This is a genomic window from Bradyrhizobium sp. cf659 (genome assembly GCF_900113725.1).
GTDB lineage: Bacteria > Pseudomonadota > Alphaproteobacteria > Rhizobiales > Xanthobacteraceae > Bradyrhizobium.
Genome location: NZ_FOQJ01000003.1, coordinates 422962 through 449306 on the forward strand (window position 1 = coordinate 422962; position 26345 = coordinate 449306).

Below are 26345 nucleotides of genomic sequence, written 5' to 3' on the forward strand. Positions count from 1 at the left end.
GCTTTGAGCAGCTCGTGGCGTTATGTTTGCTGTGTAAATGCTGGAGGCGTGACGATGAAGGCAGCGATCAGCGCAATAAGTATCTTGCGAATATCCATTGCAATATACTCCGAACACGCTCGAACACTCTACTTCAGATCGCATCCGGCTGTCGAGCGCTGATCTAACTCGATGACATCCGAACGATGCCGGAGACATGAGCGACACAAACGGCTGAGGTTTGCTCGCTTATCACCCCGCACGAGTGCGTGACGGAGTGTCACAGCGACTTAACCAAGAGCGTTCGATGTGACCGCCGCCTCTGGCAGGAGGCACTATCCTGCAGTCGTCTTGCTACACACGGGCGCAGCTTGCCTAGATATGGATACCTCTGGTCAACGATGCTGTCGGTAATCCTACGAGTCAGCGGCGATGCTGAGTGCCTTTAGCGCAACATGCTGAGCCGAATCTGACGAGGTTGTTACCTTGGAGCGAGACATTGAATCGCCGATCGATACACTGTCATTCGTTGGCGGGAGGACGAGCGGATGAAGCGGTACCTATCCGAACCAAAGTCTCATTGTCGGCTTATTCGCGCAATGATCGGTCTGGCTGTGGCATTGGCCGGATTCTCGTCCGACCTGGCATATGCCGACGAGGATGGCGTTTCATACTGGCTTCCGGGGCGCTTCAGCAGCCTCGCGGCAGTCCCCGCAGTCCCCGGCTGGTCGATGGCCGAGGTCTATTATCACACCAGCGTGTCGGCCTTCGGCAACGCAGCCGCGGCAAGAGAAATCCGCGTCGGCCGGATCCCCGCTAACGTCAATGTCGATTTAAATCTGCGTTTAAACGCGCAGGCGGACCTCGTCCTGCTCAACCCGACCTATACGTTCGCGACGCCGGTACTTGGCGGACAATTGGCAATCGGCATCACCGGCTTGTTTGGCCGATCCGCCGCAACCCTCGACGGAACGCTGACAACAGCGGTCGGGCCCTTTGTGACGACCCGCACGGGGAGCCTCTCTGATTCAATCACCTCGGTGGGCGATCTGTATCCGCAAGCAACGCTGAAGTGGAACGCCGGCGTCCACAATTTCATGACCTATTTGACCGGCGACATTCCTGTTGGCGCCTACTCTCCAACCCGTCTTGCTAACCTCGGCATCGGACACGGCGCGATCGACGGCGGCGGCGGCTACACCTATTTCAATGAGAAGTTGGGGCACGAATTTTCCGCAGTCGCCGGGCTCACCTACAATTTCAAGAATCCTGACACGCAATACCAAAATGGCATCGATTTCCACATCGATTGGGGTGCTTCGCAGTTTCTCTCGAAGCAGCTCTTCGTCGGGCTGGTCGGCTACTACTATCAACAGATCACGGACGATTTTGGTCAGCCCCCGATCCTTGGGGGTTTTCGGTCGCGCGTGGTGGGAGTCGGTCCTCAGATCGGATACCTGTTTCCGGTCGGTGACATGCAGGGATATTTGAACCTGAAAGGGTACGGCGAGTTTGCCGCAGAAAATCGGCCAGCTGGCTGGAATACGTGGCTGACTTTCTCGCTGTCGCCAATGGCACCGACCAGCACGGTCGCACCGACGCGAAGGATCGTGACGAAGTAAATGCGGCCTGCGTTCGTCATCTCGACCAGCGTATACGGCGTGCATTCGTCAAGACTGACGATACCAGGCACTCTTTGAGCTATCGAGGTCGCGACCAATTCAGCATGGCGCGTCGCGTCCTGATCGGTGTTCGCCATATTCGTGCAGATGGCGCCAGTGCAATGCCCCGCCGCATCATGCCTTATCCGCATCGTCGATCTTGTAGGCACTCTGCCCCGTGATGTGCCAAGTTATCCCGGAACCACGACGGCTATGGCGCACGTTATTGGGCCACGGCATATTGTCAGGATCATAGTATCCCCGCGAATTTGACGGCCACGTCGAACGCCAACGTCAATGCGAATGTGGATCTCGGCCTGCTGAACGCGACCTACGTCTTTGCAACGCCAGTGCTGGGTGGTCAGGCCTCCGCCAGCCTGATCGGAATCTACGGTGCCAATACGGCCTCGCTCAACGCCCTGGTGACGGGTTCGCTTGCAACTGGGCTCAATTCCGTTTTCGCGCTTCGATTCTCTCAGCGATTCAGTGACGGGCTTTGGCGACCTGATCCCTGCAGGGCTACCTCAACTTCAAGGCTTACAAGGAATTCGCTGCGGAAAGCCGGCCCGAGGGCTGGAATGCCAGGGTGACGTTTGTCATCTCGCCGGCAGCGCCTGCGCCGACCGCGCCACCGAGGCGGATGATAACGAAGTAGTACCTACGTCGTAGTACCTACATCGCGCTGACGATCTCTCTGGACGCCAGCGGCAACACCTGTTGCGCCTTTATCAAGGCTGACGCCGATGCGCGGTCGCCTTTGCTTCCCGTTCAATAATGCGCAGGTCATTTGAGATGGATCAAACCGATCGATCGTGGCGTATCTCTTACTGACAACAACGAGGAAAAGAGGCATCCGGGTGGTGTGCTGCTTCGAGGAGGCAGGCCATGGCGCAACAAGTACTTGGTGGGATTGCCGATAACGTCAGCCTTGAGGGCCGCGGCGGCAGCGAAGCAGAGTTGACCTTCGACCACTTGTTGAGAGCCTATTTCGCAAGGCTCCTGGTCGGAGAATTCCCGGCAATGAGCGACGTGAGCCGCTCGCTCGAGCTTCCGTCCGCTCCACGAAACAGCCTTTCCCGCTCCAATTAGCGGCAGGCGGGGCGCGATAATCTGGCGCCTTCGGGCCCTCGCGATGCGAGGGTGATGGAGAGCGCCGGCGCCAGCTTGATCTGGATCAACGCCGCTCCCGTAACGTCGTGTCTCGGTGTACGCGACGTTCACCGAGTGCCGGAGATCTCGCATGTGTCTCGCTGCATTGCGCGTCCTCATCGTCACCTTTGCCGCCGTCGCAATCACGGGCACGGCAGTTGCCCAAACGGCACCTCCCGCTCACGTTCCGCTGCAGAAAACCATCGGAGCCGCCAAGTCAGAGGTGGTGCCATCGCTTTTCGTACTGAACTCCAAGAGTGCCGCGCTGCAGAGCGGCAAGCTGGTGCTGACCGGAGTCTCGCCGAATGCAATCGTCTTCGCCGATCGCCCCGTGCGCGCGGCCGGCCATGATCTCACCAGCCGTATTGTCGACGACTGGGGATCAGGCAGTGACAATTTCTCGAAGGATCCGCGCCTCGCTGCGGCTACGATCCGTATCCGCCTTGTTACTGAACGCTAGTAGCTATGGTGACTGAGCAATCAGGCCGCCGCGCAATCGTCTGGCGTCGTCGGCGATCGAAGGAGGACCCCATTATGAGGAAGACGTGCTGGGTTGCTGTACTTTGCGCCCTTGCGGTGGCCGTGGCAACGGGCGCCTCTGCCAAGACGTCGCGCGCAAAAGTCGCGACGGCCCCCGGCGTTCGCCAGGCCACACCTCTGGTGGATAGTTGCCAGAGCGGCTTTGTGTGCAGGCAAGACCTATTTGATCGCAACAACAGGAACAACCTGCGATCCGATTGGCCTAGTCCTCCAGCTCAACCAGGCCAGTTCTGACGGAGTGCTTCTTTGTGGCATTCTGAGTTCAATTCGTAGCGCTTGAAGGAGGTCAAGATGAATATAGCGGCATTATCTGCAGCGCTCCTCGGAAGCCAATTGTTTGTGATGCCCGTTTCCGATCGCGTCCCCGAATTGAAGGTGGAAGCGCTATGCAAGGCCACCGCGGCTGACGACAAGGCAATGGGGCTTGCCCTGCCTCAGAGCTTTGCCGACTGCATGCGCGATGAGACAACTGCACAGAAGCAGCTCGGTACGGTTTGGGGCACTGCTTCCGTTCCCGTTCGTGACAGCTGCGAAGGTGAAGCCACAGCCGGCGGAAGCCAGAGCTATGTCGATCTTCTCACCTGCATCCAGATGGCAGAGTGGGTGAAATCGCCGTCAGCTTCGACGCGGTTGAGGGGAGCAAGCAAGAATCGAAATTCACAGTGATCCGGCAGCTCTCGTTTCGAGAGCGCGGCTCGCCTTGGCTTGTTAGGTCAATGACAGCATTCGGCGAAAGTGGATCTCAGGCCAAAGCGCCAGTTCAGCTAAGGTCATTCGCGACCGGGTCGCCAATAGCAGCGCGGCCAAGTCCGCTATGCCGCCGAAAGCGGAGCGGGGCGGTTGATGGTGCTGCCCGAGACCTGATTCAAGCTCCGAAACCGGAGCCTCGAATCATGCTTATCCATGCGAAGTTTTAGGGAAACCATTGGTCTGTGTGGCACTCAGGACCGAATTTTCAAGAAGATCAATGCATCCAATGGGATGGATGGTGCTGCCAGACAGGATTGAACTGTCGACCTCTCCATTACCAATGGAGTGCTCTACCACTGAGCTACGGCAGCATGTGCTGGGATAAGAATCGGCCGCCACAAAGGGCCTACCAAGCGGGCCGATATCTGCCACAAGCCCCCCTCCTGTGCAAGCTTGCTAGCTCCGTCAAAACGAGAAAATCGGGCCGATATCGGGGTCAAAACGGCTGTTTTTGCTCGAAGCGGCCGACTTTCCGTCGATTCGGGTTCCGATTTCCCCACCCAACTGGCCAGTTGGCCGGGCTACCGGATTCGACTCATTTTGGAGTTTCGCACGATCGGATCGCGCGGGCCTCTTGAGCTGCCACGTTCATGGGGCATGTTATCGCCGACCGCTGCAATGGACCGGTGATGGCTGACGAGAACGACAAGAGCACGAGGCAGGATTCGAGACAGGCGAGGTCGTCCCGGGACGACCGGCTGAAATCAGCGCTGCGCGAAAACCTGAAGCGGCGGAAGCTGCAGGCGCGCGAACGCGCCGCAAGCGCCGACCCCTCGCAGAACGAAGATGGTTCCCTAAATGAGGGGACCGCGGGCAAGACCGGCGGTTAAAATCCGGCGGCTGGAAATTTTGGAGTTGAGCGACGTGGCAATGGGGCAAGACGGACAGCAACGAAACGACCGTGACGCGCTGATGTTGCGGTTCACGCGCCCCGAGCAGACCTTTCCGGCGCTGACGCCGGCAGAGATCGAGCGCATCGGGCATTTCGGCGAGCTCCGCACCTATTCGGATGGCGAGCTGCTGTTCGAGACCGGCAAGCCGGGGCCCGGCATGTTCGTCATCCTGAAGGGCCACGTCGCCATCACCCAGCGTGACGGGCTCGGTCATGTCACCCCGGTGATCGACCAGGGACCCGGCCAGTTCCTGGCCGAGCTCGGCCAGCTCTCGGGCAGGCCGGCGCTGGTCGACGGACGCGCCGAGGGCGATGTCGAGGTGCTCCTGATCCCGCCGGACCGGCTGCGCGCCCTGCTGGTCGCCGAGGCCGAGCTCGGCGAGCGCATCATGCGCGCGCTGATCCTGCGCCGGGTCAGCCTGATCCAGGGTGGCGTCGGTGGCCCGGTGCTGATCGGGCCGTCGAACTCCGCCGGCGTGGTGCGCTTGCAGGGCTTCCTCACCCGCAACGGCCAGCCGCATCATCTGCTCGATGCCGACAGCGAGCACGACGCGGCCGAGGTGATCGCGCGTTATTCGCCGAAGCCGGAGGATTGGCCGCTGGTCGTCACCGCCGACGGCCGCGTGCTGCGCAATCCCAGCGAGATCGAGCTCGGGCGCGCCATCGGCATGATCGGCGGAGCGAAGGATGATCGGATCTACGACGTCGCGATCGTCGGCTGCGGGCCGGCGGGACTCGCGACCGCGGTCTACGCGGCCTCCGAAGGTCTCTCCGTCGCCGTCCTCGACACCCGCGCCTTCGGCGGCCAGGCCGGCGCCAGCGCGCGGATCGAGAACTATCTGGGCTTTCCGACCGGCATCTCGGGCCAGGCCCTGGCTGGCCGTGCCTTCACCCAGGCGCAGAAGTTCGGCGCCGAGATCATGATCCCGATGTCGGTGAAGTCGCTGGACTGTTCGCGCCGTGCCGGCACCTTCGGGCTCGCGCTGGATTGCGGCGACACATTGCGCTCGCGCGCGGTGGTGGTCGCGAGCGGCGCGCGCTATCGCCGGCCGGAGATCGCAAATCTCGACACGTTCGAGGGCCGCGGCGTCTGGTACTGGGCGTCCCCGGTCGAGGCGCGGCTCTGCGCTGGCGAGGAGGTGGCCCTCGTCGGCGCCGGCAATTCGGCGGGCCAGGCCGCCGTGTTCCTGTCGGGTCACGCCAAGAAGGTGCTGATGATCATTCGCGGCGGCGGTCTCGGCGCCAGCATGTCGCGCTATCTCATCGAGCGCATCGAAGCGACGCCGAACATCGAATTGATGTTCAACACCGAGATCACGGCACTCGAGGGCGACGAGGCCTCGCTGCTGCGGCGCATCCGCTGGAAGAGCCGGCTGTCGAGCGACGAGGATTTCGCCGACATCCGCAATCTCTTCCTGTTCGTCGGCGCCGATCCCGCCACCGGCTGGCTCGACGGCTGCGGCGTGACGCTCGATCGCGGCGGCTTCGTCGTCACAGGCGCGCAGTCCGAGCAGAATCTGGGCCGGCTCGTCGCGCCGCTCGAGACCTCCGTGCCCGGCGTCTATGCCGTCGGCGACGTTCGCTCCGGCTCGGTCAAGCGCGTCGGCGGCGCCATCGGCGAGGGCGCGCAGGTCGTTGCCTCCCTGCATGGCTATCTCGGCGACGCCGCAAAACCGGCGCTTTAGACAAGGACAAGACAAGGGAATGGCAAGTCGAATGAGGCTTGCCATCGCGCCGTGTCCCACGGACACTCGTCGCGCCCGCGAGGCGCATCGCCCGTGGAACGAACAAAAGATTCAACTGGGAGGACTAAATGGCTGAAATCGTCGTGCTCTACAAGACGCCCAAGGATGCTGCGGTCTTCGACAAGTACTACGTCGAGACCCACATTCCGCTCGCCAAGAAACTGCCCGGCCTGAAGAAATACGCCGTCAGCAAGGGGCCGGTCGCATCTCCCGCAGGTCCTTCCGGAATCCACCTCGTCGCCATTCTCACCTTCGACAGCGTGGCCGACATCCAAGCGGCATTCGGCAGCCCGGAAGGCAAGGCGACCGGCGCTGATGTGCCGAAATTCGCCAGCGGCGGTGCCGACCTGCTGATCTTCGACACCAAGGAAGTGTGAGTCGCGAAGCGCCTCGCCAATTCGATTCAACTTTCGTCGAAGATCTGCAAACTGCCGTCGCTTGTGACAGCGATGCAAAAAATCCAGCCATGCGTTTGTCGATTCGCACGACGACGCATGGCTTCGTGCATGCGTGCGGCGACAACGCATGTGGAAATTCGATGAGGACCGTAATACCATCTCGCGGATCTCAATGCAGAGAGTAGGAGAGATGTCATGGTTCTTGGGTTGAGCTTGCCCGCCTTCACGATGGTCCATGTCATCATCAGCCTGATCGCCATCGTCGCCGGCCTCGTCGCGATGTTCGGCCTGCTTGGTTCGAAGCCGATGCCGGGCCTCACCGCGATCTTCCTGCTGTTCACGATCCTCACCAGCGTGACCGGCTTCCTGTTTCCGTTCGAGAAGCTGCTGCCCTCGCACATCATCGGCATCATCTCGCTGGTGCTGCTCGCGATCGCCTGCATCGCGCTCTACGGCATGAAGCTCGCGGGCGTCTGGCGTCCGGTCTACATCGTGACCGCGATGATCTCGCTGTATTTCAACGTCTTCGTGCTGGTGATCCAGTCGTTCCTGAAGGTGCCGGCGCTCGCCGCGCTCGCACCCGCCGTGCCGCCGGCGCCGCCGTCCGGCCCGGTGTTCGCCGTGGTGCAGGGCATCGTGCTGGTGTTCTTCGTGGTGCTCACCATCGGCGCCTGGCGCCGCTTCAAGCCGATGACGTTTGCCTGATCGCCCGATTCTCGTCGTCGCGGGCGGTGCGAGGCATCGCCCCTGGAACATCGCACAACCATCTTCATGTCGCCGGCTCGCGGTTCGCGGGCCCCGGAATGATTTTCACTGAAGGAGCCCTGCAATGCCCACCATCACCACCAAAGACGGCGTCGAGATCTTTTTCAAGGACTGGGGCGCGGGCCAGCCGATCGTGTTCAGCCATGGCTGGCCGCTGTCGTCGGACGACTGGGACGCGCAGATGATGTTCTTCGTCACCCGCGGCTACCGCGTCATCGCCCATGACCGCCGCGGCCACGGCCGCTCGGCGCAGGTCGCCGACGGCCACGACATGGATCACTATGCCGACGATCTTGCGGCGGTCACCGCGCATCTCGACCTGAAGAACGCCATCCACGTCGGCCATTCCACCGGCGGCGGCGAGGTCGTGCACTACATCGCGCGCCACGGCGAGAGCCGGGTGGCGAAGGCGGCGATCCTCTCCGCGGTGCCGCCGTTGATGGTGCAGACGGCGGCCAATCCCGGCGGCCTGCCGAAGAGCGTGTTCGACGATTTCCAGGTCCAGCTCGCGGCCGGCCGCTCGGCCTTCTACCGCGACATCGCCGCAGGTCCCTTCTACGGCTACAACCGTCCCGGCGCCAAACCGTCGGAAGCGGTGATCCAGAACTGGTGGCGCCAGGGCATGATGGGCGGCGCCAAGGCGCATTACGACGGCATCGTCGCATTCTCGCAGACTGACTTCACCGAGGATCTGAAGAAGATCAACGTGCCCGTGCTGGTGATGCACGGCGACGACGACCAGATCGTGCCTTACGCCGACTCCGCGCCGTTGTCCGCCAAGCTGCTCAAGAAGGGTATCCTGAAGACCTACAAGGGCTTCCCCCACGGCATGCCGACCACGCACGCCGAGACCATCAACGCGGACCTGCTGGCGTTCTTCAAGGAGTGAGGTCGCGCGATAGCCTGGTGCTCGTTCCGCGACGCTCTCTTCCCTCCCCCCTTGCGGGAGAGGGTGGCTCGCCGCGGCAGCGGCGGGACGGGTGAGGGGTTGCCTCCACGAGTGACTCTCTTGCGTTTGAATGCGTTGAAGCAACCCCTCATCCGGCGCCGTAGCCGATGCGAAGCATCGGCGTTCCTAGGAACGGCGGCCGAAGGCCGCCTATGCCACCTTCTCCCGCAAGGGGAGAAGGAAGAAGAACTCTCACTTCAATATCGCCCTGATCGCATCGAACGTGCGCTTCACGAAAGCCTCCGGCTTCTCCCGCGCACCTTCGCAGATCCAGCTCTCGCCGCCGACGCGCATCGCGCCGGTGGCGATCATGGCGACGAGCCGCGCCTTCAGCCGGTCCGATTTGCGGCCGGAGCGCTGCGCAAGCCCGTCCGCGAGCGCGCGCTCAAGCTTTTCGTATTTGAGCTGGTCGCGCGCGTGGAGCGCGGGATTGTCGCGCTTGAGCCGCGACATCGCGGCCGCTTCAGTCGGATCGATCCGTTTGACCGCCGCCGCGATCGCATTCTCCGCCGCCGTCAGCATGGTTTCGTCCGCAGGCCGTGCGAGAATCCCGGCGACCAGCGCGGCCGCGGCATCCTCCTGCCAGGCGGCGACCACGTCCTCTTTCGAGGCGAAATAATGGAAGAAGCTGCGGCGCGAGACATCGGCAGCGGCCGCGACGTCGTCGATGGTGGTGGCCTCGAAGCCGCGCTCCAGGAACAGCGCCATCGCCGCGCGCTTCAGCCGCTCGCGGGTCTGCTGCTGCTTGCGCTCGCGCAGGCCGGGCCCCGCCGGCGATTTTTCTCCGGAGGACAAGGGCTTGGCGCGTTTCCTGGCGTGCTTTGAAGCCTTCAAATTATTTCACCTCTTGCAAATTTGCACCTAGTGCACATTTAGACCGGTCGCAAGCCTTTTCCACCCCCTGATAGCCTGGAGCTACGGCATGACTGACTGGACCACGGCAGACATTCCCTCCCTCAGCGGCAGGACCGCCGTCGTGACCGGCGCGACGGGCGGGCTCGGCTACGAAACGGCGATGGCCCTGGCGGGCGCCGGTGCCATTGTCATACTCACCGGACGCAACGACGCAAAGGGCCTGCGGGCGATCGAGGGCATTTGCGAGCGGTTTCCCAATGCGCTGATCGCCTACGAGCATCTCGACCTCGCCAGCCTGTCCTCCGTCGCCGATTTCGCCAGGCGCTTTGCCGCCGGCAACGAGCAGCTCGACCTCCTCGTCAACAATGCCGGCGTGATGGCGCTGCCGAAACGGCAGCAGACCGAGGATGGCTTCGAGATGCAGCTCGGCACCAATTATCTCGGACATTACGCGCTGACGGCGCGCCTGTTGCCGCAGCTTCGTCGGGCGAAGGCGCCGCGTGTCGTCAATCTCTCGAGCCTTGCGCACCGCTCCGGCGCGATCAATTTCGACGATCTGCAAGGCCAGCGTTCCTATCGTCCGTGGCGGGCCTATTGCCAGTCCAAGCTGGCGATGCTGATGTTTGCTTTGGAGTTGCAGCGTCGCAGCCTCGCGTCCGGCTGGGGCGTGACGAGCCTTGCCGCTCATCCCGGCTACGCGCGGACCGATCTCATTTCGAACGGGCCGGGCGCCAACACCCTCTCGTGGCGGGTGGGACGGTGGCTTCAACCCTTGATCAGCCAGTCCGCTGCCGAGGGCGCGCTGCCCACGCTGTTCGCGGCGACATCTCCAGCGCCTGAGCCCGGCGGCTATTACGGTCCGAACGGGTTCTACGAATTGAAGGGGCCGCCAGCGCCGGCGAAGATCATGCCGCAGGCCAAGGATTTCGCTGCGGCGGCCATGCTGTGGGATGTCTCGGCAACGCTGACCGGTGTATCCTTCGACGCGATCGCGGTCGCCGCATGAGCCGCGACGCTGTTGGGGACGTCCCGATGCAAGTCATCATCTTTGGCGCGACCGGCATGGTCGGGCAGGGCGTCTTGCGCGAGTGCCTGGTCGATGCCGGCATCGACCGCGTGCTCGTGGTCGGCCGCAGCCCGACCGGCGTGCGCAACGCCAAGCTCACCGAGATCATCCACGACGATTTCCTGGATTATTCGGCGATCGAGTCTCAACTCAGCGGCTTCGACGCCTGCTTCTTCTGCCTCGGCGTCTCCTCGATCGGCATGAGCGAGGAGCGCTACCGTCATCTCACCTACGACCTCACGCTCGCCGTTGCGACGACGCTGGCGAGACTCAATCCGCAGATGACCTTCACCTACGTCACCGGCGCCGGCACCGATTCTACCGAGCAGGGCCCGCGGATGTGGGCGCGGGTCAAGGGCAAGACCGAGAACGATCTGCTCAAGCTGCCGTTCAAGGGCGCCTACATGTTCCGGCCCGGCGCGATCCAGCCCCTGCATGGTGCCCGCTCCAAGACCGCCTGGGTGCAGGCCGTGTATACCGCAACCGGGCCACTCTGGTCGGTGCTGCGCCGGATTTCGCCGCGGCTCGTCACCTCCACCGAGCAAATGGGCCGCGCCATGATCCGCGTCGCCCGGCAGGGGTATCCGCGCAAGGTGCTGGAGATGGAGGATATCAATAGCCTCTAGTTCGCCGGGTTGTTAGGTCTAGGGAAATTTCCGCGGCCGCGCGCGTTGGGCCGTGTCCGCCCCGAGGAGAAATGCCGGCGATGTCGCCCCAGCTCAAACTGATCGCGCTCGATGCCGACGATCTCGCCGTGATCTCCACCCATGTGCAGGATGCCCGGGTGCAGGCCGCCGACATTATTTGGCGGCAGAGCGAGAAGCGGCTGGTGGTCGGCATGAGCCGGCTGGACTGGGAGCAGACGCTGGACGGCGAGGCCGAGCCGCGCCGGCTGGTCGCCGCGCTCCGCTTCGACCGCGTGCTTGCCTGCAAATCGCGCAACATCGACATCGGGGCTCCGGACAAGGTTCTGGACCTTGTCGGGATCGAGTTTCATTCCCAGGACGGCCGCAACGAGGAGCCCGGCGGCAGCGCCCTGCTCTTGTTCGCCCAGGGCGGCGCCATCCGCCTCGATGTAGAATGCCTGGAATGCGAGCTGACCGATCTCGGGGCGGACGAACTTGGGACGGGGATCGAAGGGGAGGGGTGAGGATGGTCATACCGCGTCAAACCCTCAGCCGTCGTCCTGCCGAAAGCCAGGATCCATAGCCACCGGCGGCTATGATAGAATGGGCTGGGGTCACATCCTGTTTCAATAACAAAGACTTGGGGTAATGGGTCCCGGCTTTCGCCAGGACGACGTCAAAGCAGGACGACGACCGATAACGACGACACCTGCCAAGGGTTGACGGCGGGAGGCCGCCGCGCCATTGAGCAGGGGACCTGGTGCGCCAATCCGCCCCGAGAAACCAGCCAGAAGCCAAGCCAGACATGCCCGTTCGCCTCGACCGCAACAGCGCCGATTTTGACCAGCGATTCGCGGCCTTCCTCGCCGCCAAGCGCGAGGTCTCGGCCGACGTCGAGGCCGCCGCGCGCGCGATCGTCGACGACGTGGCGAGGCGCGGCGACGCGGCCCTGCTCGAGGCCACGGCAAAGTTCGACCGGCTGACGCTGGACGCATCCGGTCTTCGCGTCTCGGCCGCCGAGATCGAGGCCGCGGAAAAGGCCTGCGATGCCGCGACGCTGGATGCGCTCAAGCTCGCGCGGGACCGCATCGAGACCTACCATCGCCGCCAATTGCCGAAGGACGAGCGCTTCACCGACCCGCTCGGTGTCGAGCTCGGCTGGCGCTACACCGCGATCGAATCCGCCGGCCTCTACGTGCCCGGGGGAACTGCGGCCTATCCGTCCTCGGTGCTGATGAACGCGGTGCCCGCGAGGGTCGCCGGCGTCTCGCGCCTCGTGATGGTGGTGCCCGCGCCCGACGGCAAGCTCAATCCGCTGGTGTTGGCGGCGGCGAAGCTGGGCGGCGTCACCGAGATCTACCGCGTCGGCGGCGCGCAGGCCGTCGCCGCGCTCGCGCACGGCACCGCCACTATCGCGCCGGTCGCAAAAATCGTCGGCCCCGGCAACGCCTATGTCGCCGCCGCCAAGCGGCTGGTGTTCGGCAAGGTCGGCATCGACATGATCGCCGGTCCCTCCGAGGTGCTGGTCATTGCCGACGACACCGGCAATGCCGACTGGATCGCCGCCGACCTGCTGGCGCAGGCCGAGCACGACACGAGCGCGCAATCGATCCTGATCACCGATTCGGCGCGCCTTGCCGCCGATGTCGAGAAGGCGGTCGAGGCGCAGCTGAAGACGTTGCCGCGCACCGCGATCGCGAGCGCCTCCTGGGCCGATTTCGGCGCCATCATCATGGTGAAGAACCTCAACGATGCCATCCCGCTCGCGGATGCGATTGCCGCCGAGCATCTCGAGATCATGACCGCAGACCCTGACGCGCTCGCCGCAAGAATCCGCAATGCGGGTGCGGTGTTCCTCGGCGCGCATACGCCGGAGGCGATCGGCGATTATGTCGGCGGCTCCAATCACGTGCTGCCGACGGCGCGCTCGGCGCGGTTCTCCTCGGGCCTCTCGGTGCACGACTTCATCAAGCGCACCTCGATCCTGAAATGCGGTCCGGATCAGCTGCGTGCGCTCGGACCTGCCGCGATGACGCTTGGCAAGGCGGAAGGGCTGGATGCCCATTCGCGCTCGATTGGATTGCGCCTCAATCTGTCATGACAAAGCCGCCCGAACAGGACGACTCCAACAATCGCATCGTCGCGGTCACCCTCGACGAGGAATCGATCGGCCGTTCCGGGCCCGACATCGAGCACGAGCGCGCGATCGCGATCTACGACCTGATCGAGCAGAACCTGTTCGCGCCGGAGGGCGCCGACGGGAAGGGGCCGTTCACGCTGCATATCGGCATCACCGGCAACCGCCTGATGTTCGACATTCGCCGCGAGAACGACACGCCTGTGGTCGTGCATCTGTTGTCGCTGGGGCCGTTCCGCGGGATCGTGAAGGATTATTTCATGATCTGCGACAGCTATTACCAGGCGATCCGCACCGCGACGCCGGACAAGATCGAGGCCATCGACATGGGCCGCCGCGGCATCCATGACGAGGGATCGCGCACGCTCCAGGAGCGGCTGAAGGGCAAGGTGCGGGTCGACTTCGAGACCTCGCGCCGGCTGTTCACGCTCATTACTGTTCTGCACTGGAAGGGATAAACGCGGATGGCTGCGCCCCCACGCGCACGCGATCCGCAATCGGTGCTGTTCGCCTGCGCGATGAACAGCGTGCGCTCGCCGATGGCCGAGAGCCTGCTGCGGCACATGTTTCCGCAGGGCCTCTACGTGAAGTCGGCCGGCGCGAGGCGCGGCGAGCTCGATCCGTTCGCGGTCAGCGTGATGGCCGAGCTCGGCCAGGACATCTCCACCCACAAGCCGCAGACCTTCGAGGAGCTCGAGGACTGGGAGGGGCTGAATTTCGACCTCATCATCACGCTGTCGCCGGAGGCGCATCACAAGGCGCTGGAGCTGACCCGCACGCTCGCCGCCGACGTCGAATACTGGCCGACCCAGGATCCCACCACCATCGAAGGCAGCCGCGACCAGAAGCTCGCCGCCTACCGCGACGTCTGCGACCAGCTCCTGCTGCGCATCCGCCGGCGGTTCGCGAAGGTGGGCGCGGCGAGCGAATGAGGGACGATTGCAGTTTCGCTCCCTCGCCCCGCACTTGCGGGGAGAGGGTGGGGTGAGGGGCTGTTTCCGCAATCACGGCGGCAGTTCGACTCGCGGAGAGCCCCCCTCACCCGGACCGCATCTGCGATGCGCTCCGGCCTCTCCCCGCAAGCGGGGAGAGGCGAAGAGCCGGCGTAACATCCGCGTCACAGACTGAGGGCACAGGCATATCGGAAACCTCGAATCACCAAACCTCGGGTTCCCGGGTTGTGAAATCAGCCCCCTTCCGATAGGTTCCGCGCGCAATTCACCCCCTGCTTCATCCCCCAAATCACCTGATGCTCGGTCGCCCCAAATTCGTTCTTGCCTCCGGTTCGCCGCGGCGCCTGTCGCTGCTCAACCAGGCCGGCATCGAGCCGGATGCGCTCCGGCCGGCCGACGTCGACGAGACGCCGAAGCGGGGCGAGCTGCCGCGCGCCTGCGCCAATCGCCTCGCGAGGGCCAAGGCGGATGCGGCGCTGAAATCGGTGCAGCTCGACGACGAATTGCGCGGCGCCTTCATCCTCTCCGCCGACACGGTGGTGGCGGTCGGCCGCCGCATCCTGCCCAAGGCCAACCTCGTGGACGAGGCGGCGCAGTGCCTGCGGCTGCTCTCGGGCCGCAATCACCGCGTCTACACCGCGATCTGCCTCGTCACGCCGCGCGAGGCCTTCCGCCAGCGCCTGGTCGAGAGCCGCGTCCGCTTCAAGCGCCTGTCGGAGGACGACATCCAGGCCTATATCGGCTCCGGCGAATGGCGCGGCAAAGCCGGCGGCTACGCCGTGCAGGGCATCGCCGGCTCCTTCGTGGTGAAGATGGTGGGGTCGTACAGCAACGTCGTCGGCCTGCCGCTCTACGAGACCACGACGCTGCTTGGCGGCGAAGGCTTTCCGATCCGCTTCGGCTGGCTCAACGCCACCGCCGTGTGAACGCGAATGCCGCGTCGGGCGGGTCTTAACAAAAATCTCGAAAACAACCCCATGCACAGTAGAATTGGCCCGCGGGACCCCGGCCGCGACGCCTGCGCGTCCGCCCGAAGAACCCCTTTACCGACAGGCTCCTAGACTTTCTCACCCCGTGTAAGCTGCCGACATCATGGACGAACAGGTCAAAAAGCCCGCTGGGCCGCTCAAAACCTGCCCGATCTGCGGCAAGCCCGCGGTGCAGGCCACCCTCCCATTCTGCTCCTCGCGCTGCCGCGACGTCGACCTGAACCGCTGGCTGAAGGGCTCCTACGTCATCCCCGGTCGTGATGACGAAGCGGATGGCGAAGAATAGTTAAGTAATATCAATTATTTATAGGGGCGACCGGTACGCCCCGCGCCAGCCGCAGCAAGCCCACCCCACCTTGTACACAGCCGGGCCGCGCCCGGCGTAGACACTTGGCGAAGCCGGGTGGACAGGCCGCCTTCAGCCCACTATAAACCGCCCGCTCGATGGGCCTTGGGTCCTTCGCTCAGCACGCCCAGGTAGCTCAGTTGGTAGAGCATGCGACTGAAAATCGCAGTGTCGGTGGTTCGATTCCGCCCCTGGGCACCAAACTGCGCTTTTCCACGCTAGAGCACGATCCTGTACGCCGCGAGCGATTGCACGAACGAGCCTGTCCTCCTCTTGGTGGAGAAACGGCGCTTTCAGACTGGCAAATGATTTGCCGCGCAAGCGATCAGGCCGATACGATCCAGGCTAGACGTGTGACCACGGCATCGATCTCGTCCGATGTGGTGGTCTTTCCCAAGCTGAAACGGATCGCTCCCATGCCGATCCTCTCTGGCACGCCCATCGCGGCCAGAACGGGCGAGAGTTCAACGCGTCCCGAATGGCACGCCGAACCCGTCGATGCCGCCACATCACTGAGCTGTGCAAGGATATCCGAGCCGACCTTGCCGACGAACGACATGTTGAGGGTGTTGGGCAAGCGATATGTCGCATGGCCATTGAGCACGACGCGCTCGCCGAAGCGATCTTGCAGCGCCTGCCAAAGACGATCACGCAGAGCCAGGATGCGTTCCATCGGAGCAAGGTCCGCAGCCAGCACGCAAGCCGTTCCGAGTCCTACGGCAAGCAGCGCACTCTCGGTTCCGGCGCGCCGGCCTAGCTCATGGCCAGCGCCGTGGATCAACGGCTCCAATTCGAGGCCGCCGCGCACGTAGAGTGCGCCGACGCCTTTCGGCGCATAGAGCTTGTGACCAGCGATCGACAATAGATCGACGCTGAGTTCGTTGACGTTGGTCGAGATCTTTCCGACCGACTGCGCTGCGTCGGTGTGAAAACGGATGCCGTGCTCCCGCGCGATCTCGCCGATCCCCTCGATCGGCTGGATGGTGCCGACCTCGTTGTTGGCGTGCATGACGCTGATTAGGAACGTCTGCGGAGTGATTGCCCGGCGGACGTCCTCCGGATCGACGCGGCCGGTCCGGTCCACTGGTACATAAGTAACCGAGGCGCCGAAACGCTCGAGAAATCGGCAGGGAGCGAGCACAGCCGGATGCTCGATTGCCGAGGTGATGATATGCGCCCCTTGGCGGTTCGGCGCGAAGAACGTACCCTTGATTGCGAGGTTGTTTGCTTCGCTGCCGCCGCTGGTGAACACGATCTCCTCTGGTGCAGCGCCGATCAGCGCGGCGACCTGGCCGCGGGCGCGCTCCAGGGCGGCCTTCGCCGGCGTGCTCGCCCAATGCCCGCTCGATGGATTGCCGAAGGCCTGCTCCAGCAATGGCCTCATCGCCGCCGCGACTGCCGGATCCACCGGCGTGCTCGCGTTGTAGTCAAGATAAATCGGCGGCATGCCGGCTCCTCGCGCGGTTCAAAACACCAACACCTTCTGGGCGGAAGCGGTCACGGTCGCGAGTTCGGCCATGGTGCTGCGTTTCACGCCGCTAAGTATCTCGGCATCAGTGAATCCGCGGGCATCCATGCAGGTGCCGCAAAGCAGGACTTGTCCTTTGCCCGCGAGAACGCCCTTTAGCATGCGCTCCACATTATAGTAGCCGTCCGGCGTCTTCTGGCCCGACTTCGCGGCCGCTACCGCGTCGGCCATCAAGAATACCGTCACGGTGATCGCCGGATCGCTCTTGGCGAGAGCGAGGCGCAAGCCGTTGTAGGTCCGCTCGGTGCCATAGGGTGGGTCGTTCAGTATCAGCAGAATCTGCATCGGCGTTCCCTTTCCGGCTAAGCGAGCTTGAGGATGCGCGCCGAGTCACTCGCCGAGAACGCGTCGCCGGTCCTCGAATTCCGCCTTGTCGATCTCGCCGCGCGCAAAGCGCTCCTTGAGGATATCGAGCGGTGTGCGCGCGGGCGGCAATTGGTGTGGCGGATATGTTCCTGGCCATAGCCCGCCCAGCCAGCGTGCTAGGACAATCGCGAGGGCAACCAGGACTGCGAGAAAGAGAACCATGAACAACGGACCGAAGATCATGGCGTATCCTCCGCCCCATCCCATCATGTGCGGACCCCACCCGTAGTAGCGTTCAGTATCTGACGGCGCCTGCGCCCATACTGCCCCAGGCAGGAGGGAGAGAGCAGCGACCGTTTGAACCAAGACTTTCTGCATCGGCTTGCTCCATCATTGAAGAAATTCAACTCTACTCCGCCGGTCGGCTCGCTTTTTGCGCGAGGTCAACCGAAGCCGCTGTACGCTCCCGCATGAACACCGCCGCGACAGCGCCGGAAATGAACGTCAGGGCGGCGATCGACACAATCGCCGCTGAAAGTCCGAATCTGTCCGCGATGATGCCGGCCGACAGCGCGCCGATCGCGTAGCCGAGATCGCGCCAGAAGCGGTAGACGCTGAGCGAGCGCGCGCGCCAGCTTGGATGCGAAGCGTCAGACACCGCGGCGATCAAGCTCGGGTACACCATGGCCGTGCCGAGTCCGAGCAGCAGGCTGCCGACGAGCCACCACTCGAAATGACTTGTTGCCCCGGTCAGGAACAAACCCGCGGCCTGTACCCACATGCCGGCAACGATTAGCCCTTTGCGGCCCCAGCGGTCGGACAGAGGACCCGTGGCGACCTGGAGGATGCCCCAGGTTGCCGGATAGACGGCCTTCAGAATGCCGATCCGATCGACGGCGAGACCGAAAGAAGCGAAGAACAGCGGGAAGATGCCCCAGCTCATGCCGTCGTTAAGGTTGTTCACCAGCCCGGCCTGCGATGCGGCGAACAGGTTGCGATCCCCGAACGACGTGAGGAGGAATATCTCCCGGAAACTGATCGGAGATGCTTGCTGTGCATGCGCCGCCATCTCCAATCGGACGTGCGCGCGCGTATCGCGCACCAAAAGGACCGAAAGCGCGGCGCCGAGGATCGCATAGGCCACACCGAGGTAGATCGGTGCCGGCCGCAGCCCATACTCCGACGCAAGATATCCGGTAAGGTAAGCGGTCACGCCGACCGCGAGATAGCCGGCGAACTCGTTCAGACCCACGGCTAGGCCGCGCGACTTCGGCCCGACGAGATCGATCTTCATGATCACGGTCATCGACCAGGCAAGGCCCTGATTGATTCCGAGAAGGGCATTGGCGGCGATCACCCAATCCCAGCTTGGTGCCCAGATGATCATGAAAGGCACCGGGAGGCCGACCAGCCATCCGAGGATCAGAACCCGCTTGCGCCCCCACTTGTCGGCGAGCTGACCGGAGACCAGGTTGGCGCACGCCTTCACGACGCCGAAGCTGACGATGAAGGAGACGACAAGAGTCGTCGAGCCGATCTTGAACTCCTCGGCGCCAATCAGTGGCACGACCGTTCGCTCGATCCCGACCATCCCGCCGACGAAGGCGTTGATCAGGACGAGCAGGGCGAACTGCGGCCAGTTTTCCCTCAGGCCCAACCTGACCGAAGAGGCGGCTTGTGGAGCGGATACCGCTTCGCTCATGGCATCAGGCCGCAGCGGCAGTGACGCCCGAATTGGCGGCTCTGATCTTCGCGGCTTCCGGCGGCGCCGGCGGAATCTCGGCGACCATGAACCGGACAAACTCGGCTTCATCCTCGATCGCGAACGCCTGGTTGTGCCGCTTCTCGAAGCCGATGGTCGACCAAGGCTTGCCGCTCAGCCGACGACCGCAGACCGAACCCGCATAAGCGCCGGGCAGTACCTCGACATAGTCGGGCAGACCTTTCAGCTTGCTCACGCTGCGAAACAGTTGTCTTGCGCCTTCTTCGGCGCTGACGGCGAGCTCGGTACGGCCCAGATCGCCGACCATCAGGGTGTGACCGGTCAGGACGAACCAGGGCTCGTCGGCGCGCGTCCGGTCCGTCACGAGAATGCAGATGTGCTCGGGTGTGTGACCCGGCGTATGGAGAACCGTTGCCGTGACGTTGCCGAGCGGAAGGACTTCGCCGTCGCCGACACCTTTGAACGGAAACGACACGCCCGCGGCCGACGAGAGCACGTAGGGTGCTCCTGCCGCGTCGGCGAGAGCCCGGCCCGGCGAGAGGTGGTCGGCATGGACATGCGTATCGATGACGAAGTGAATGCGCATGCCGGCATTGTCGGCAGCTTTAAGGTAGGGCTGAATGTCGCCGACGGGATCCACGACCGCGCCGGCCGCCTTGCCGCCGCAGCCGAAGAGGTAGGAGATGCCGACGGGCTCGCTATGCAAGAACTGGCGGAGGATCATGGACTTGCACTCCTCTCTAAGAGCGGCTAGATAACATTCAATCGATCTGCTGAATGATATATTCAGGAGTTGCCGTGTCAAGTACCGGACCGAAACACGCGATCTATGAGAACCTTGCCCAGGTGGCGCAGGCATTGGGCCATCCGCACCGGCTTGAGCTGTTGGAGCACCTCGCCCAGGGGGTGCGCAGCGTCGAGGAGCTATCGGCCCGCGCCCATCTGACGTTCGCCAACACCTCCCGCCATCTGCAGATCCTCAGGCGCGCGCGACTCGTCGAGACGGAGCGTCGGGGTAAACACGTTCTCTATCGCCTGGCGGGCGAAGTCGAAGTGGTCGCGTTGACTAAGGCGCTGGGTCGCGTCGGCGAGCGGAACATCGCCGAGATCGGCCGCGTCGTGACCGACTACTTCCACGCCCGGGACGCGCTCGAACCGGTGTCGCGAGATGATCTGGTCGCACGATTGCACGACGATCTGGTCGCGGTGCTCGATGTGCGCCCCGAAGACGAGTTCGCGTTGGGCCATCTTCCAGGGGCTCTCAACATTCCCCTCGCCGAACTGGAACGACGCTTAAGCGAACTTCCGAAAGGCCGCGAGGTGATCGCCTACTGCCGCGGCCCCTATTGCGTCCTTTCGTTCGAAGCCGTCGCAGCGCTCCGGGCCCGCGGCTATCGCGTCCGCCGCCTTGAGGACGGCTACCCCGAATGGAAAGCCGCCGGCCTGCCGGTCGAGTCCGTGGCTTAAGAGAAGCGAATCCGGTGCATCATGGATGATAAGCCTCATCGCGCAGAATCCGCGTGGCCGATCGTCAGCGTCAAGGACCACGAGGCGCCCTCAGTGTTCCGGCCCGAAGCGCTGCTGAGGGAGGCCCGGCGGCAGAGGCAGTTGCCGCTCGTCGCTGTCCCCGAAATCTGCATGCTGGATCCGGACGGTGATGTCGTCCGTCACCTCAAGCGGACCGGCGCCGGCCGCATCCATGAAGGATGGGCCTGCTATCACACTGAACTTCTTGCGTTCGATCTCGACGGCATCGGCGAGATCGGTATCGTCGGCTGCGCCGTCGGCGCACCGTTCGCCGTCCTGGTCGCCGAGCAGCTCTTCGCGTCCGGCTGCCGGCTGCTCGTCAGCGTCACGTCCGCCGGACAAATCACCCCGATCGGACCCACGCCATACTTCGTCCTGATCGACCGCGCGCTGCGCGACGAGGGGACGAGCTATCACTACCTGCCGGGCTCGACCTTCGCCGAAGCACCCGACACGTCGCTTCTCGCGCATGTCGAGCAGGCCGGGCGGGCTCTGCCGGGCATCACGCTGCATCGGGGCGCGACGTGGACGACCGATGCGCCGTACCGCGAAACCGAAGCGGCGATCGCGCGCGCGCGTGATCTGGGCACGCTTGCTGTCGAGATGGAAGCCGCCGCTCTCTACGCCTTCGGCGCGACGAGCGGCCGTCCCGTCGTCTGCTTCGCGCACGTCACGAATGCGATGGCGCAGACGGAGGGCGACTTCGAAAAGGGCGAGGCCGACGGGGCAAAAGCGACGCTTGCGGTCGTCGCCGCAGCGGCTCGAGGATGGTCGGCCACTTCAACAGCAAGTTGAATAGCCAGGGAGGCGGACAAGCGGCGGCTTCAGCAGGCCATAAAGATGCTTCCCGGCCAGCCTGCCCGCCGATAACGAAAAGCTCCCGCGATTGTGGGTTTTGCGGTGCAGCAAAACCCCGCCGCCCTCCCAGGCGCTCGCGCCACCATACTAAGGACAAACAGCGGTTCCTTTTGTCGGTGATTCCGTATGATCCCCTCCCTGGGCACCATCCCTCTGATCTTCGGACTTCCGCCAATCCGGCTGCCGTTTCCGCCGAATGGGTTCGCTGTACGCGCCAGGTCGCGGCTGATATGCTTTTCGCCATCGGGACGGCAAATGGCAGTGCGTCAACAGATTCCCTTGCGATGCCGACCTTCTGATCGGATTTCGATCCCGCTCGCACCTTTTTGACGTCGACTTATCGAACGGCTGCCTCGTCCCCTCACATTGGGAGATGTGCCATGGCTGCATCGGATTGGCGTCTCGAAGGCGAATGGATCAAGAATTGTACTTGCGCGTTTGGCTGCCCATGCGACTTCAATGCCCTGCCGACCCAGGGCTATTGCAAGGGGTTGGTCGGCATGCGGATCACCAAGGGACATTTCGAGGGGACCAACCTCGATGGCCTGTGCTTCGCGGCCACCGTCGATTTCCCGGGAGCGCTGCATGAAGGCAACGGCAAAATGCAGCCGATCATCGATGAGCGCGCAACGCCGGACCAGCGCCAGGCGCTGTTTGACATCTTCTCCGGGAAGCATTCCGCCGAGGGCACGCTGTTCCAGATCCTCAGCCTGATCGTGACCACCGTCCACGATCCCGTCTTTGCGCCGTTCGAATTTTCCTTCGACAAGGACGGACGCGTCGCCAAGCTCGTCGCCAAGGGCGTGTTGGAGACGGAGGTCGAACCGATCAAGAATCCGGTGACGGGTTCTCCTCATCGCATTCAGGTGGTGGTGCCCGAGGGTTTCGAGCACAGGGCTGCCGAGGTCGCGTCCGCCAACATCCGCTCGACGGGGGCGATCAGTTTCGAGACCAAAGGCACGCACAGCTCGCTTGCGACCGTCGTGCAGACACCCGAGGGCGTCGCAGCCTGATGCTGCGCCAAAGTCGAGCCATCGATGGGCGACATCCTCTTCCGGGGAAAGCCGATGAGCAGGCATTTGGCGCTTGAACACCTGCTTAAGCGCGACCGCCTGATCGTGGTGGTCGGGACCGCCGCGGTGGTGGCGCTGGCCTGGGCCTATCTGGCGAGCGGGGCCGGCATGGACACCGAGATGATGGCCGACATGCCGGACATGGCGCCAATGCCGTGGACGCCACTCTATGCCGTGCTGCTGTTCGCGATGTGGTGGGTGATGATGATCGCGATGATGGTGCCGAGCGCGGCGCCCACCGTCCTGTTGTATGCGACCGTCAAGCGCAGGCAGGAGACTACATCTGGCGCCGCGATGGAGGTCTGGATCTTTCTCGCCGGCTACCTCCTGGCATGGGCCGGGTTCAGTCTCGTTGCGGTCCTGGCGCAGTGGGCGCTCGAACGTACCTGGCTCCTGTCGATGGCGATGGCAAGTACGAGCGCCATTCTGGGCGGCACTCTTCTTTTGGCCGCCGGGCTCTATCAGTTCACGCCGCTCAAGGGCGCCTGTCTTCGCTACTGTCAAAGCCCGCTGCTGTTCCTGAGCAGGTACTGGCAAGTCGGCAGAAGCGGAGCATTCCGCATGGGACTTCGCCACGGCAGCTATTGCGTCGGCTGCTGCTGGTTCTTAATGGCATTGCTGTTCGTCAGCGGCGTGATGAATTTGCTCTGGATCATCGCCATTGCACTCTATGTCGCCTGCGAGAAACTGCTTCCGTTCGGCCGAAGCCTGAGCTATGCGGCGGGCGTGACCCTTATCCTGTTCGGAACGATCGTTCTTGCGCGCACGGTGTGATGCGTGTTGGCTTGCGCCAAGCTCGAGCCATTGCAGCGCACGGTCTCCGTGCAAATTTCGGCCATCCAATACAAGACAACTAACAATCCCTAGCGGAGGAAGCTCCATCTGAGATGAGGGCCATACGGCTGATGGCGCTCAACATTCGAGCGCCCGGCCCCCATCAAGAGCAACCAGAAAATCATATCGATATTTCAATTATATATAGCAGTTCGCAGTTTTATTTTGAGTGGCGCACCATTTCCGTGTGACTAGCGCCCGGAGCTCCCCGCTGCGCCTCAACCCCCGTACAGATAGTTCGGCAGCCACAGCGTCATGCCGGGCCAGAGGTACATGATGACCATGCACAGGATGACGATCATCATGTAGGGCATCATGCCGGCGAAGATCTGGTTGAGCGTGACATGTTTCGGTGAGACGCCCTTGAGGTAGAACGCCGACATCGCGACCGGCGGTGACAGGAACGCCGCCTGCAAGTTTACGAACACCAGCGTCCCCCACAGGATCAGGTCGATGTTGAAGTGCTTCAGCATCGGCAGGAAGATCGGCACGAAGATGATAATGATCTCGGTCCATTCGAGCGGCCAGCCGAGCACGAAGATGATCGCCTGCGACAGGAGCATGAACTGCACCGGTGTCATGTTGAGCGAGAGTACCCATCGCTCAAGCAGCGCCTGCCCGCCGAGAATTGCGAACACTGCCGAGAACAGCGCCGAGCCGACGAACAGCCAGCACACCATCGCGGTGGTCTTCGCGGTTAGGAACACCGCTTCCTTGGTACGCTTCCAGTCGAGCGTGCGGGCTTGCAGCGCCAGCAAGAATGCGCCAAAGGCGCCAACGGCGGCGGATTCGGTCGCGGTGCAGATTCCGAACAGGATTACGGCGAGCACGACGACCGTGAGAATGCCGAGCGGCATGGTCGACGAGGCCAGCAGTTTCACAATCGAGAGCCGCTCGGCGTTGAACCGCCAGTAGTAACGGACCTGCAACAGCGCGCAAGCAGCCGTGATGCCCCAGAACCAGAGGTAGAATTCGAGTCCTGGCCCCTGCTCAGCGGGCGTGGCCTCTTTCGTAACCAGCTCGGGTGTGCCCAATTGCTGCACGCCGGTTACCGCGAGCTCGACGGCGGCCTGCTGGTGAATAACGACGTACCACCAGACGGTGGCCAGCGTGCCGGCGACGATCGTAAATGGCACCAGCGCGTAACCGAAGCTTGAGAGCAGCATCCAGTAGCTGACGGGACGGCCTTCCGCGTCGATTCGCGTTGCCCGCGACGGAGAGATCAGCCCCTTGATCAGCGAGATCAGGATCGTCTGTGAACGATAGGTGTCTTCGAACCTCGACAGCCACGCCGGCACCGGAACCTTCGTTTGGTCCTCCGGCAAGGGCGGGGCGATCTTCGGATTGATCAGCGCCCAGGCGACTATGTAAATGAGATACAGGAACGACAGAAAGAAGCCGGGGAACATCGCCGCCGCGTACAGCTTCACGATCGACTGACCGGCCACCGCAGCATAGACGATGATCATCACAGACGGCGGGATCAGAATGCCGAGCGTGCCGCCCGCCGTGATGACGCCGGAGGCGAGCTTCACGTCGTACCCCGCCTTGAGCATGGGATTGAATGCGATAACGCCCATCAGCACCACCACCGCGCCGACAAGGCCGCTCGCGATCCCCCAAAACGTGCAGACGATCAGGGTCGCGACCGCAAGCGAAGCCGGCACGCGGCGGAACGCGAGCTGGATCGAGTAGAACATCTTGTCGACCAGCGCGCCGCGCTCCATCACGTAGCCCATCAGCACGAACAGCGGGATGGAGATCAGGACGTCGTTGGTCATGGCGCCGTAGGTGCGCTCGACCATCAAATCGAACACGCGGTTGTTGGCCCAGGAATGCGTCGGGTCATAGAACGCGATGTAGCCGAAGACTATGCCAAGCCCCATCAGCGTGAACGCCGTCGGGAAGCCCATCATGATCACAACCACGATGAGCGTGAGCATCAGGAGGCCGAGTGCCGGATCGCTCATGTGTTCAGATCCCCGCCCATGCCGCGCTGGCGCGCACTCTCGTCGATTTCATGCGCCCGCTCGATGGCGATCTTGCGCGACTCCTCGTCGACATATTCGCTGTGAGCGAGTTGCTGCTCGATGACGTCGATCTCGGCGACGTCCTTGAGCCGGCTGGGCCATTCGCCGGTCCTCAGGCAGACCACGCAACGCACGATCTCGGCAATGCCTTGCAGCATCACCAGCCCGCCGGCGATGGGGATCATGGACTTGAAGTGATAAACCGGCGGCCCGTCTGCCGTGACATTCGAATGCTCCGCGATCCGCCACGAATCGGCAGCGTAGTCAAAGCCCGCGTAGATGAGGGCGGCGATGCCGGGGATAAAAAAAACCACATAAAGCACGATGTCCAGCGACGCCTGCATGCGCGGCCGCATCGAGCTGTAGAGGAAGTCGCCGCGGACATGGGCGTTCTGCGCCAGCGTATAGGCGCCGCACAGCATGAACGCGGTTCCGTACAGTATGTTATCAAGATCGAAGATCCACGCCGTCGGCATGTTCATGATGTAGCGCTTGAACACCTCGACGCAGACGACGGCCATCAGCAAGATAATCAGCCAGGCCGCGACCTTGCCGCACCACGTGCTGATTTCGTCAACGACAAGCAGAAATCTTTGGACGGTCATTGGTCGCCGCCGATTGATCCGAGGAAAGAAGCAAATGACAAAGCACCGTCCGCCGTCGTCC

At 63.2% G+C, this 26345-nt stretch carries 29 protein-coding genes and 2 tRNA genes; 22 read left to right on the forward strand and 9 right to left on the reverse strand.

Annotation, left to right across the window (positions count from 1 at the left end):
* The first annotated feature begins 578 nt into the window (after window positions 1-578).
* The 4 genes from BM118_RS16080 to BM118_RS16100 all read left to right on the forward strand — a co-directional run bounded on the left by BM118_RS16080 (window position 579) and on the right by BM118_RS16100 (window position 3995).
* Window positions 579-1601 (forward strand): SphA family protein, encoded by a 1023-nt coding sequence (locus tag BM118_RS16080; RefSeq protein ID WP_177234358.1) that lies wholly within the window; start codon window positions 579-581, stop codon window positions 1599-1601.
* Window positions 1602-2525: 924 nt separating this feature from the next.
* Window positions 2526-2729, forward strand: a complete 204-nt coding sequence (locus tag BM118_RS16090) for a hypothetical protein (RefSeq protein WP_092186521.1) — start codon at window positions 2526-2528, stop codon at window positions 2727-2729.
* 151 nt (window positions 2730-2880) lie between these two features.
* Window positions 2881-3249 (forward strand): hypothetical protein, encoded by a 369-nt coding sequence (locus tag BM118_RS42320; RefSeq protein ID WP_244550159.1) that lies wholly within the window; start codon window positions 2881-2883, stop codon window positions 3247-3249.
* Window positions 3250-3620: 371 nt separating this feature from the next.
* A complete protein-coding gene (locus BM118_RS16100) occupies window positions 3621-3995 on the forward strand; it encodes a hypothetical protein (protein WP_177234359.1) in 375 nt (124 codons plus the stop codon).
* 320 nt (window positions 3996-4315) lie between these two features.
* Here BM118_RS16100 and BM118_RS16105 read toward each other — a convergent pair.
* Window positions 4316-4390 (reverse strand) — tRNA-Thr (locus tag BM118_RS16105).
* 318 nt (window positions 4391-4708) lie between these two features.
* Here BM118_RS16105 and BM118_RS16110 point away from each other — a divergent pair.
* The 5 genes from BM118_RS16110 to BM118_RS16130 all read left to right on the forward strand — a co-directional run bounded on the left by BM118_RS16110 (window position 4709) and on the right by BM118_RS16130 (window position 8768).
* Entirely contained in the window at window positions 4709-4909 is a 201-nt protein-coding gene (locus BM118_RS16110) for a hypothetical protein (RefSeq protein ID WP_092186522.1), read from the forward strand.
* A gap of 40 nt (window positions 4910-4949) precedes the next feature.
* Window positions 4950-6656 carry an FAD-dependent oxidoreductase gene (locus tag BM118_RS16115; protein ID WP_177234440.1) on the forward strand — a complete coding sequence of 569 codons (1707 nt, stop codon included), beginning with the start codon at window positions 4950-4952 and terminating at the stop codon, window positions 6654-6656.
* 128 nt (window positions 6657-6784) lie between these two features.
* On the forward strand, window positions 6785-7093 hold the full coding sequence (locus tag BM118_RS16120) for an EthD family reductase (protein WP_092186524.1): 309 nt from the start codon (window positions 6785-6787) through the stop codon (window positions 7091-7093).
* A gap of 216 nt (window positions 7094-7309) precedes the next feature.
* Window positions 7310-7819, forward strand: a complete 510-nt coding sequence (locus tag BM118_RS16125) for a hypothetical protein (RefSeq protein ID WP_092186525.1) — start codon at window positions 7310-7312, stop codon at window positions 7817-7819.
* 124 nt (window positions 7820-7943) lie between these two features.
* Window positions 7944-8768: an alpha/beta fold hydrolase gene (locus tag BM118_RS16130; RefSeq protein ID WP_092186526.1), complete on the forward strand. Its 825-nt coding sequence runs from the start codon at window positions 7944-7946 to the stop codon at window positions 8766-8768.
* Between the two features lie 252 nt (window positions 8769-9020).
* Here the strand turns inward: BM118_RS16130 and BM118_RS16135 are convergent, their stop codons facing one another.
* Window positions 9021-9662, reverse strand: a complete 642-nt coding sequence (locus tag BM118_RS16135; protein WP_092186527.1) for a TetR/AcrR family transcriptional regulator — start codon at window positions 9660-9662, stop codon at window positions 9021-9023.
* 88 nt (window positions 9663-9750) lie between these two features.
* Between BM118_RS16135 and BM118_RS16140 the strand changes: the two genes are divergently transcribed.
* From BM118_RS16140 to BM118_RS16180, 9 genes are all read left to right on the forward strand, one after another.
* Window positions 9751-10689: an SDR family oxidoreductase gene (locus BM118_RS16140; protein ID WP_092186528.1), complete on the forward strand. Its 939-nt coding sequence runs from the start codon at window positions 9751-9753 to the stop codon at window positions 10687-10689.
* Between the two features lie 26 nt (window positions 10690-10715).
* On the forward strand, window positions 10716-11375 hold the full coding sequence (locus BM118_RS16145) for an NAD-dependent epimerase/dehydratase family protein (RefSeq protein ID WP_177234360.1): 660 nt from the start codon (window positions 10716-10718) through the stop codon (window positions 11373-11375).
* An 80-nt stretch (window positions 11376-11455) separates the two neighbouring features.
* Window positions 11456-11899: a DUF2948 family protein gene (locus BM118_RS16150; RefSeq protein ID WP_177234441.1), complete on the forward strand. Its 444-nt coding sequence runs from the start codon at window positions 11456-11458 to the stop codon at window positions 11897-11899.
* A gap of 281 nt (window positions 11900-12180) precedes the next feature.
* Complete coding sequence (gene hisD, locus BM118_RS16155; protein WP_092186531.1) at window positions 12181-13476, forward strand: histidinol dehydrogenase; 1296 nt, start codon at window positions 12181-12183, stop codon at window positions 13474-13476.
* Window positions 13473-13970, forward strand: coding sequence for a UPF0262 family protein (locus tag BM118_RS16160; RefSeq protein WP_092186532.1), 498 nt, complete (start codon window positions 13473-13475; stop codon window positions 13968-13970). Before hisD ends, BM118_RS16160 begins: the two co-directional genes overlap by 4 nt.
* A 6-nt stretch (window positions 13971-13976) precedes the next feature.
* Window positions 13977-14444 carry an arsenate-mycothiol transferase ArsC gene (locus BM118_RS16165; RefSeq protein ID WP_092186533.1) on the forward strand — a complete coding sequence of 156 codons (468 nt, stop codon included), beginning with the start codon at window positions 13977-13979 and terminating at the stop codon, window positions 14442-14444.
* 317 nt (window positions 14445-14761) lie between these two features.
* On the forward strand, window positions 14762-15391 hold the full coding sequence (locus BM118_RS16170) for a Maf-like protein (RefSeq protein ID WP_092186534.1): 630 nt from the start codon (window positions 14762-14764) through the stop codon (window positions 15389-15391).
* Between the two features lie 166 nt (window positions 15392-15557).
* Window positions 15558-15740: a DNA gyrase inhibitor YacG gene (yacG, locus tag BM118_RS16175; RefSeq protein WP_092186535.1), complete on the forward strand. Its 183-nt coding sequence runs from the start codon at window positions 15558-15560 to the stop codon at window positions 15738-15740.
* 185 nt (window positions 15741-15925) lie between these two features.
* Window positions 15926-16001: transfer RNA gene (locus BM118_RS16180), tRNA-Phe, on the forward strand.
* A 124-nt stretch (window positions 16002-16125) separates the two neighbouring features.
* Here BM118_RS16180 and BM118_RS16185 read toward each other — a convergent pair.
* The 5 genes from BM118_RS16185 to BM118_RS16205 form a co-directional block, all read right to left on the reverse strand.
* Window positions 16126-17247 (reverse strand): cysteine desulfurase family protein, encoded by a 1122-nt coding sequence (locus BM118_RS16185; protein WP_092186536.1) that lies wholly within the window; start codon window positions 17245-17247, stop codon window positions 16126-16128.
* 18 nt (window positions 17248-17265) lie between these two features.
* Window positions 17266-17613, reverse strand: a complete 348-nt coding sequence (locus BM118_RS16190; protein WP_092186537.1) for a DsrE/DsrF/TusD sulfur relay family protein — start codon at window positions 17611-17613, stop codon at window positions 17266-17268.
* A gap of 45 nt (window positions 17614-17658) precedes the next feature.
* Complete coding sequence (locus BM118_RS42080) at window positions 17659-17877, reverse strand: SHOCT domain-containing protein (protein ID WP_210189047.1); 219 nt, start codon at window positions 17875-17877, stop codon at window positions 17659-17661.
* A gap of 166 nt (window positions 17878-18043) precedes the next feature.
* Window positions 18044-19336, reverse strand: a complete 1293-nt coding sequence (locus tag BM118_RS16200) for an MFS transporter (RefSeq protein WP_092186539.1) — start codon at window positions 19334-19336, stop codon at window positions 18044-18046.
* A 4-nt stretch (window positions 19337-19340) separates the two neighbouring features.
* Window positions 19341-20081 carry an MBL fold metallo-hydrolase gene (locus BM118_RS16205; protein ID WP_092186540.1) on the reverse strand — a complete coding sequence of 247 codons (741 nt, stop codon included), beginning with the start codon at window positions 20079-20081 and terminating at the stop codon, window positions 19341-19343.
* A gap of 74 nt (window positions 20082-20155) precedes the next feature.
* Here BM118_RS16205 and BM118_RS16210 point away from each other — a divergent pair, with 74 nt between their 5' ends.
* The 4 genes from BM118_RS16210 (at window position 20156) to BM118_RS16225 (ending at window position 23589) form a co-directional block, all read left to right on the forward strand.
* A complete protein-coding gene (locus BM118_RS16210; RefSeq protein WP_092186541.1) occupies window positions 20156-20824 on the forward strand; it encodes an ArsR/SmtB family transcription factor in 669 nt (222 codons plus the stop codon).
* Window positions 20825-20845: 21 nt separating this feature from the next.
* Window positions 20846-21679 (forward strand): nucleoside phosphorylase, encoded by an 834-nt coding sequence (locus tag BM118_RS16215; RefSeq protein ID WP_092186542.1) that lies wholly within the window; start codon window positions 20846-20848, stop codon window positions 21677-21679.
* A gap of 443 nt (window positions 21680-22122) precedes the next feature.
* Entirely contained in the window at window positions 22123-22755 is a 633-nt protein-coding gene (locus tag BM118_RS16220; RefSeq protein WP_092186543.1) for a DUF1326 domain-containing protein, read from the forward strand.
* 24 nt (window positions 22756-22779) lie between these two features.
* A complete protein-coding gene (locus BM118_RS16225) occupies window positions 22780-23589 on the forward strand; it encodes a DUF2182 domain-containing protein (protein ID WP_244550160.1) in 810 nt (269 codons plus the stop codon).
* Window positions 23590-23867: 278 nt separating this feature from the next.
* Here the strand turns inward: BM118_RS16225 and BM118_RS16230 are convergent, their stop codons facing one another.
* Window positions 23868-25619 carry a TRAP transporter large permease gene (locus BM118_RS16230; protein WP_092186544.1) on the reverse strand — a complete coding sequence of 584 codons (1752 nt, stop codon included), beginning with the start codon at window positions 25617-25619 and terminating at the stop codon, window positions 23868-23870.
* Window positions 25616-26284 (reverse strand): TRAP transporter small permease subunit, encoded by a 669-nt coding sequence (locus BM118_RS16235; protein WP_092186545.1) that lies wholly within the window; start codon window positions 26282-26284, stop codon window positions 25616-25618. The genes BM118_RS16230 and BM118_RS16235 overlap by 4 nt, the downstream gene beginning before the upstream one ends.
* Window positions 26285-26345 lie beyond the last annotated feature (61 nt).

Excerpts from the sequence above, each read along its gene's own strand:
- BM118_RS16080 (WP_177234358.1), top strand. The coding sequence starts at position 579 with ATGATCGGTCTGGCTGTGGCATTGGCCGGATTCTCGTCCGACCTGGCA.
- BM118_RS16090 (WP_092186521.1), top strand. The coding sequence starts at position 2,526 with ATGGCGCAACAAGTACTTGGTGGGATTGCCGATAACGTCAGCCTTGAG.
- BM118_RS42320 (WP_244550159.1), top strand. The coding sequence starts at position 2,881 with ATGTGTCTCGCTGCATTGCGCGTCCTCATCGTCACCTTTGCCGCCGTC.
- BM118_RS16100 (WP_177234359.1), top strand. The coding sequence starts at position 3,621 with ATGAATATAGCGGCATTATCTGCAGCGCTCCTCGGAAGCCAATTGTTT.
- BM118_RS16110 (WP_092186522.1), top strand. The coding sequence starts at position 4,709 with ATGGCTGACGAGAACGACAAGAGCACGAGGCAGGATTCGAGACAGGCG.
- BM118_RS16115 (WP_177234440.1), top strand. The coding sequence starts at position 4,950 with ATGGGGCAAGACGGACAGCAACGAAACGACCGTGACGCGCTGATGTTG.
- BM118_RS16120 (WP_092186524.1), top strand. The coding sequence starts at position 6,785 with ATGGCTGAAATCGTCGTGCTCTACAAGACGCCCAAGGATGCTGCGGTC.
- BM118_RS16125 (WP_092186525.1), top strand. The coding sequence starts at position 7,310 with ATGGTTCTTGGGTTGAGCTTGCCCGCCTTCACGATGGTCCATGTCATC.
- BM118_RS16130 (WP_092186526.1), top strand. The coding sequence starts at position 7,944 with ATGCCCACCATCACCACCAAAGACGGCGTCGAGATCTTTTTCAAGGAC.
- BM118_RS16140 (WP_092186528.1), top strand. The coding sequence starts at position 9,751 with ATGACTGACTGGACCACGGCAGACATTCCCTCCCTCAGCGGCAGGACC.
- BM118_RS16145 (WP_177234360.1), top strand. The coding sequence starts at position 10,716 with ATGCAAGTCATCATCTTTGGCGCGACCGGCATGGTCGGGCAGGGCGTC.
- BM118_RS16150 (WP_177234441.1), top strand. The coding sequence starts at position 11,456 with ATGTCGCCCCAGCTCAAACTGATCGCGCTCGATGCCGACGATCTCGCC.
- hisD (WP_092186531.1), top strand. The coding sequence starts at position 12,181 with ATGCCCGTTCGCCTCGACCGCAACAGCGCCGATTTTGACCAGCGATTC.
- BM118_RS16160 (WP_092186532.1), top strand. The coding sequence starts at position 13,473 with ATGACAAAGCCGCCCGAACAGGACGACTCCAACAATCGCATCGTCGCG.
- BM118_RS16165 (WP_092186533.1), top strand. The coding sequence starts at position 13,977 with ATGGCTGCGCCCCCACGCGCACGCGATCCGCAATCGGTGCTGTTCGCC.
- BM118_RS16170 (WP_092186534.1), top strand. The coding sequence starts at position 14,762 with ATGCTCGGTCGCCCCAAATTCGTTCTTGCCTCCGGTTCGCCGCGGCGC.
- yacG (WP_092186535.1), top strand. The coding sequence starts at position 15,558 with ATGGACGAACAGGTCAAAAAGCCCGCTGGGCCGCTCAAAACCTGCCCG.
- BM118_RS16185 (WP_092186536.1), bottom strand. The coding sequence starts at position 17,247 with ATGCCGCCGATTTATCTTGACTACAACGCGAGCACGCCGGTGGATCCG.
- BM118_RS16190 (WP_092186537.1), bottom strand. The coding sequence starts at position 17,613 with ATGCAGATTCTGCTGATACTGAACGACCCACCCTATGGCACCGAGCGG.
- BM118_RS42080 (WP_210189047.1), bottom strand. The coding sequence starts at position 17,877 with ATGATCTTCGGTCCGTTGTTCATGGTTCTCTTTCTCGCAGTCCTGGTT.
- BM118_RS16200 (WP_092186539.1), bottom strand. The coding sequence starts at position 19,336 with ATGAGCGAAGCGGTATCCGCTCCACAAGCCGCCTCTTCGGTCAGGTTG.
- BM118_RS16205 (WP_092186540.1), bottom strand. The coding sequence starts at position 20,081 with ATGATCCTCCGCCAGTTCTTGCATAGCGAGCCCGTCGGCATCTCCTAC.
- BM118_RS16215 (WP_092186542.1), top strand. The coding sequence starts at position 20,846 with ATGGATGATAAGCCTCATCGCGCAGAATCCGCGTGGCCGATCGTCAGC.
- BM118_RS16220 (WP_092186543.1), top strand. The coding sequence starts at position 22,123 with ATGGCTGCATCGGATTGGCGTCTCGAAGGCGAATGGATCAAGAATTGT.
- BM118_RS16225 (WP_244550160.1), top strand. The coding sequence starts at position 22,780 with ATGGGCGACATCCTCTTCCGGGGAAAGCCGATGAGCAGGCATTTGGCG.
- BM118_RS16230 (WP_092186544.1), bottom strand. The coding sequence starts at position 25,619 with ATGAGCGATCCGGCACTCGGCCTCCTGATGCTCACGCTCATCGTGGTT.
- BM118_RS16235 (WP_092186545.1), bottom strand. The coding sequence starts at position 26,284 with ATGACCGTCCAAAGATTTCTGCTTGTCGTTGACGAAATCAGCACGTGG.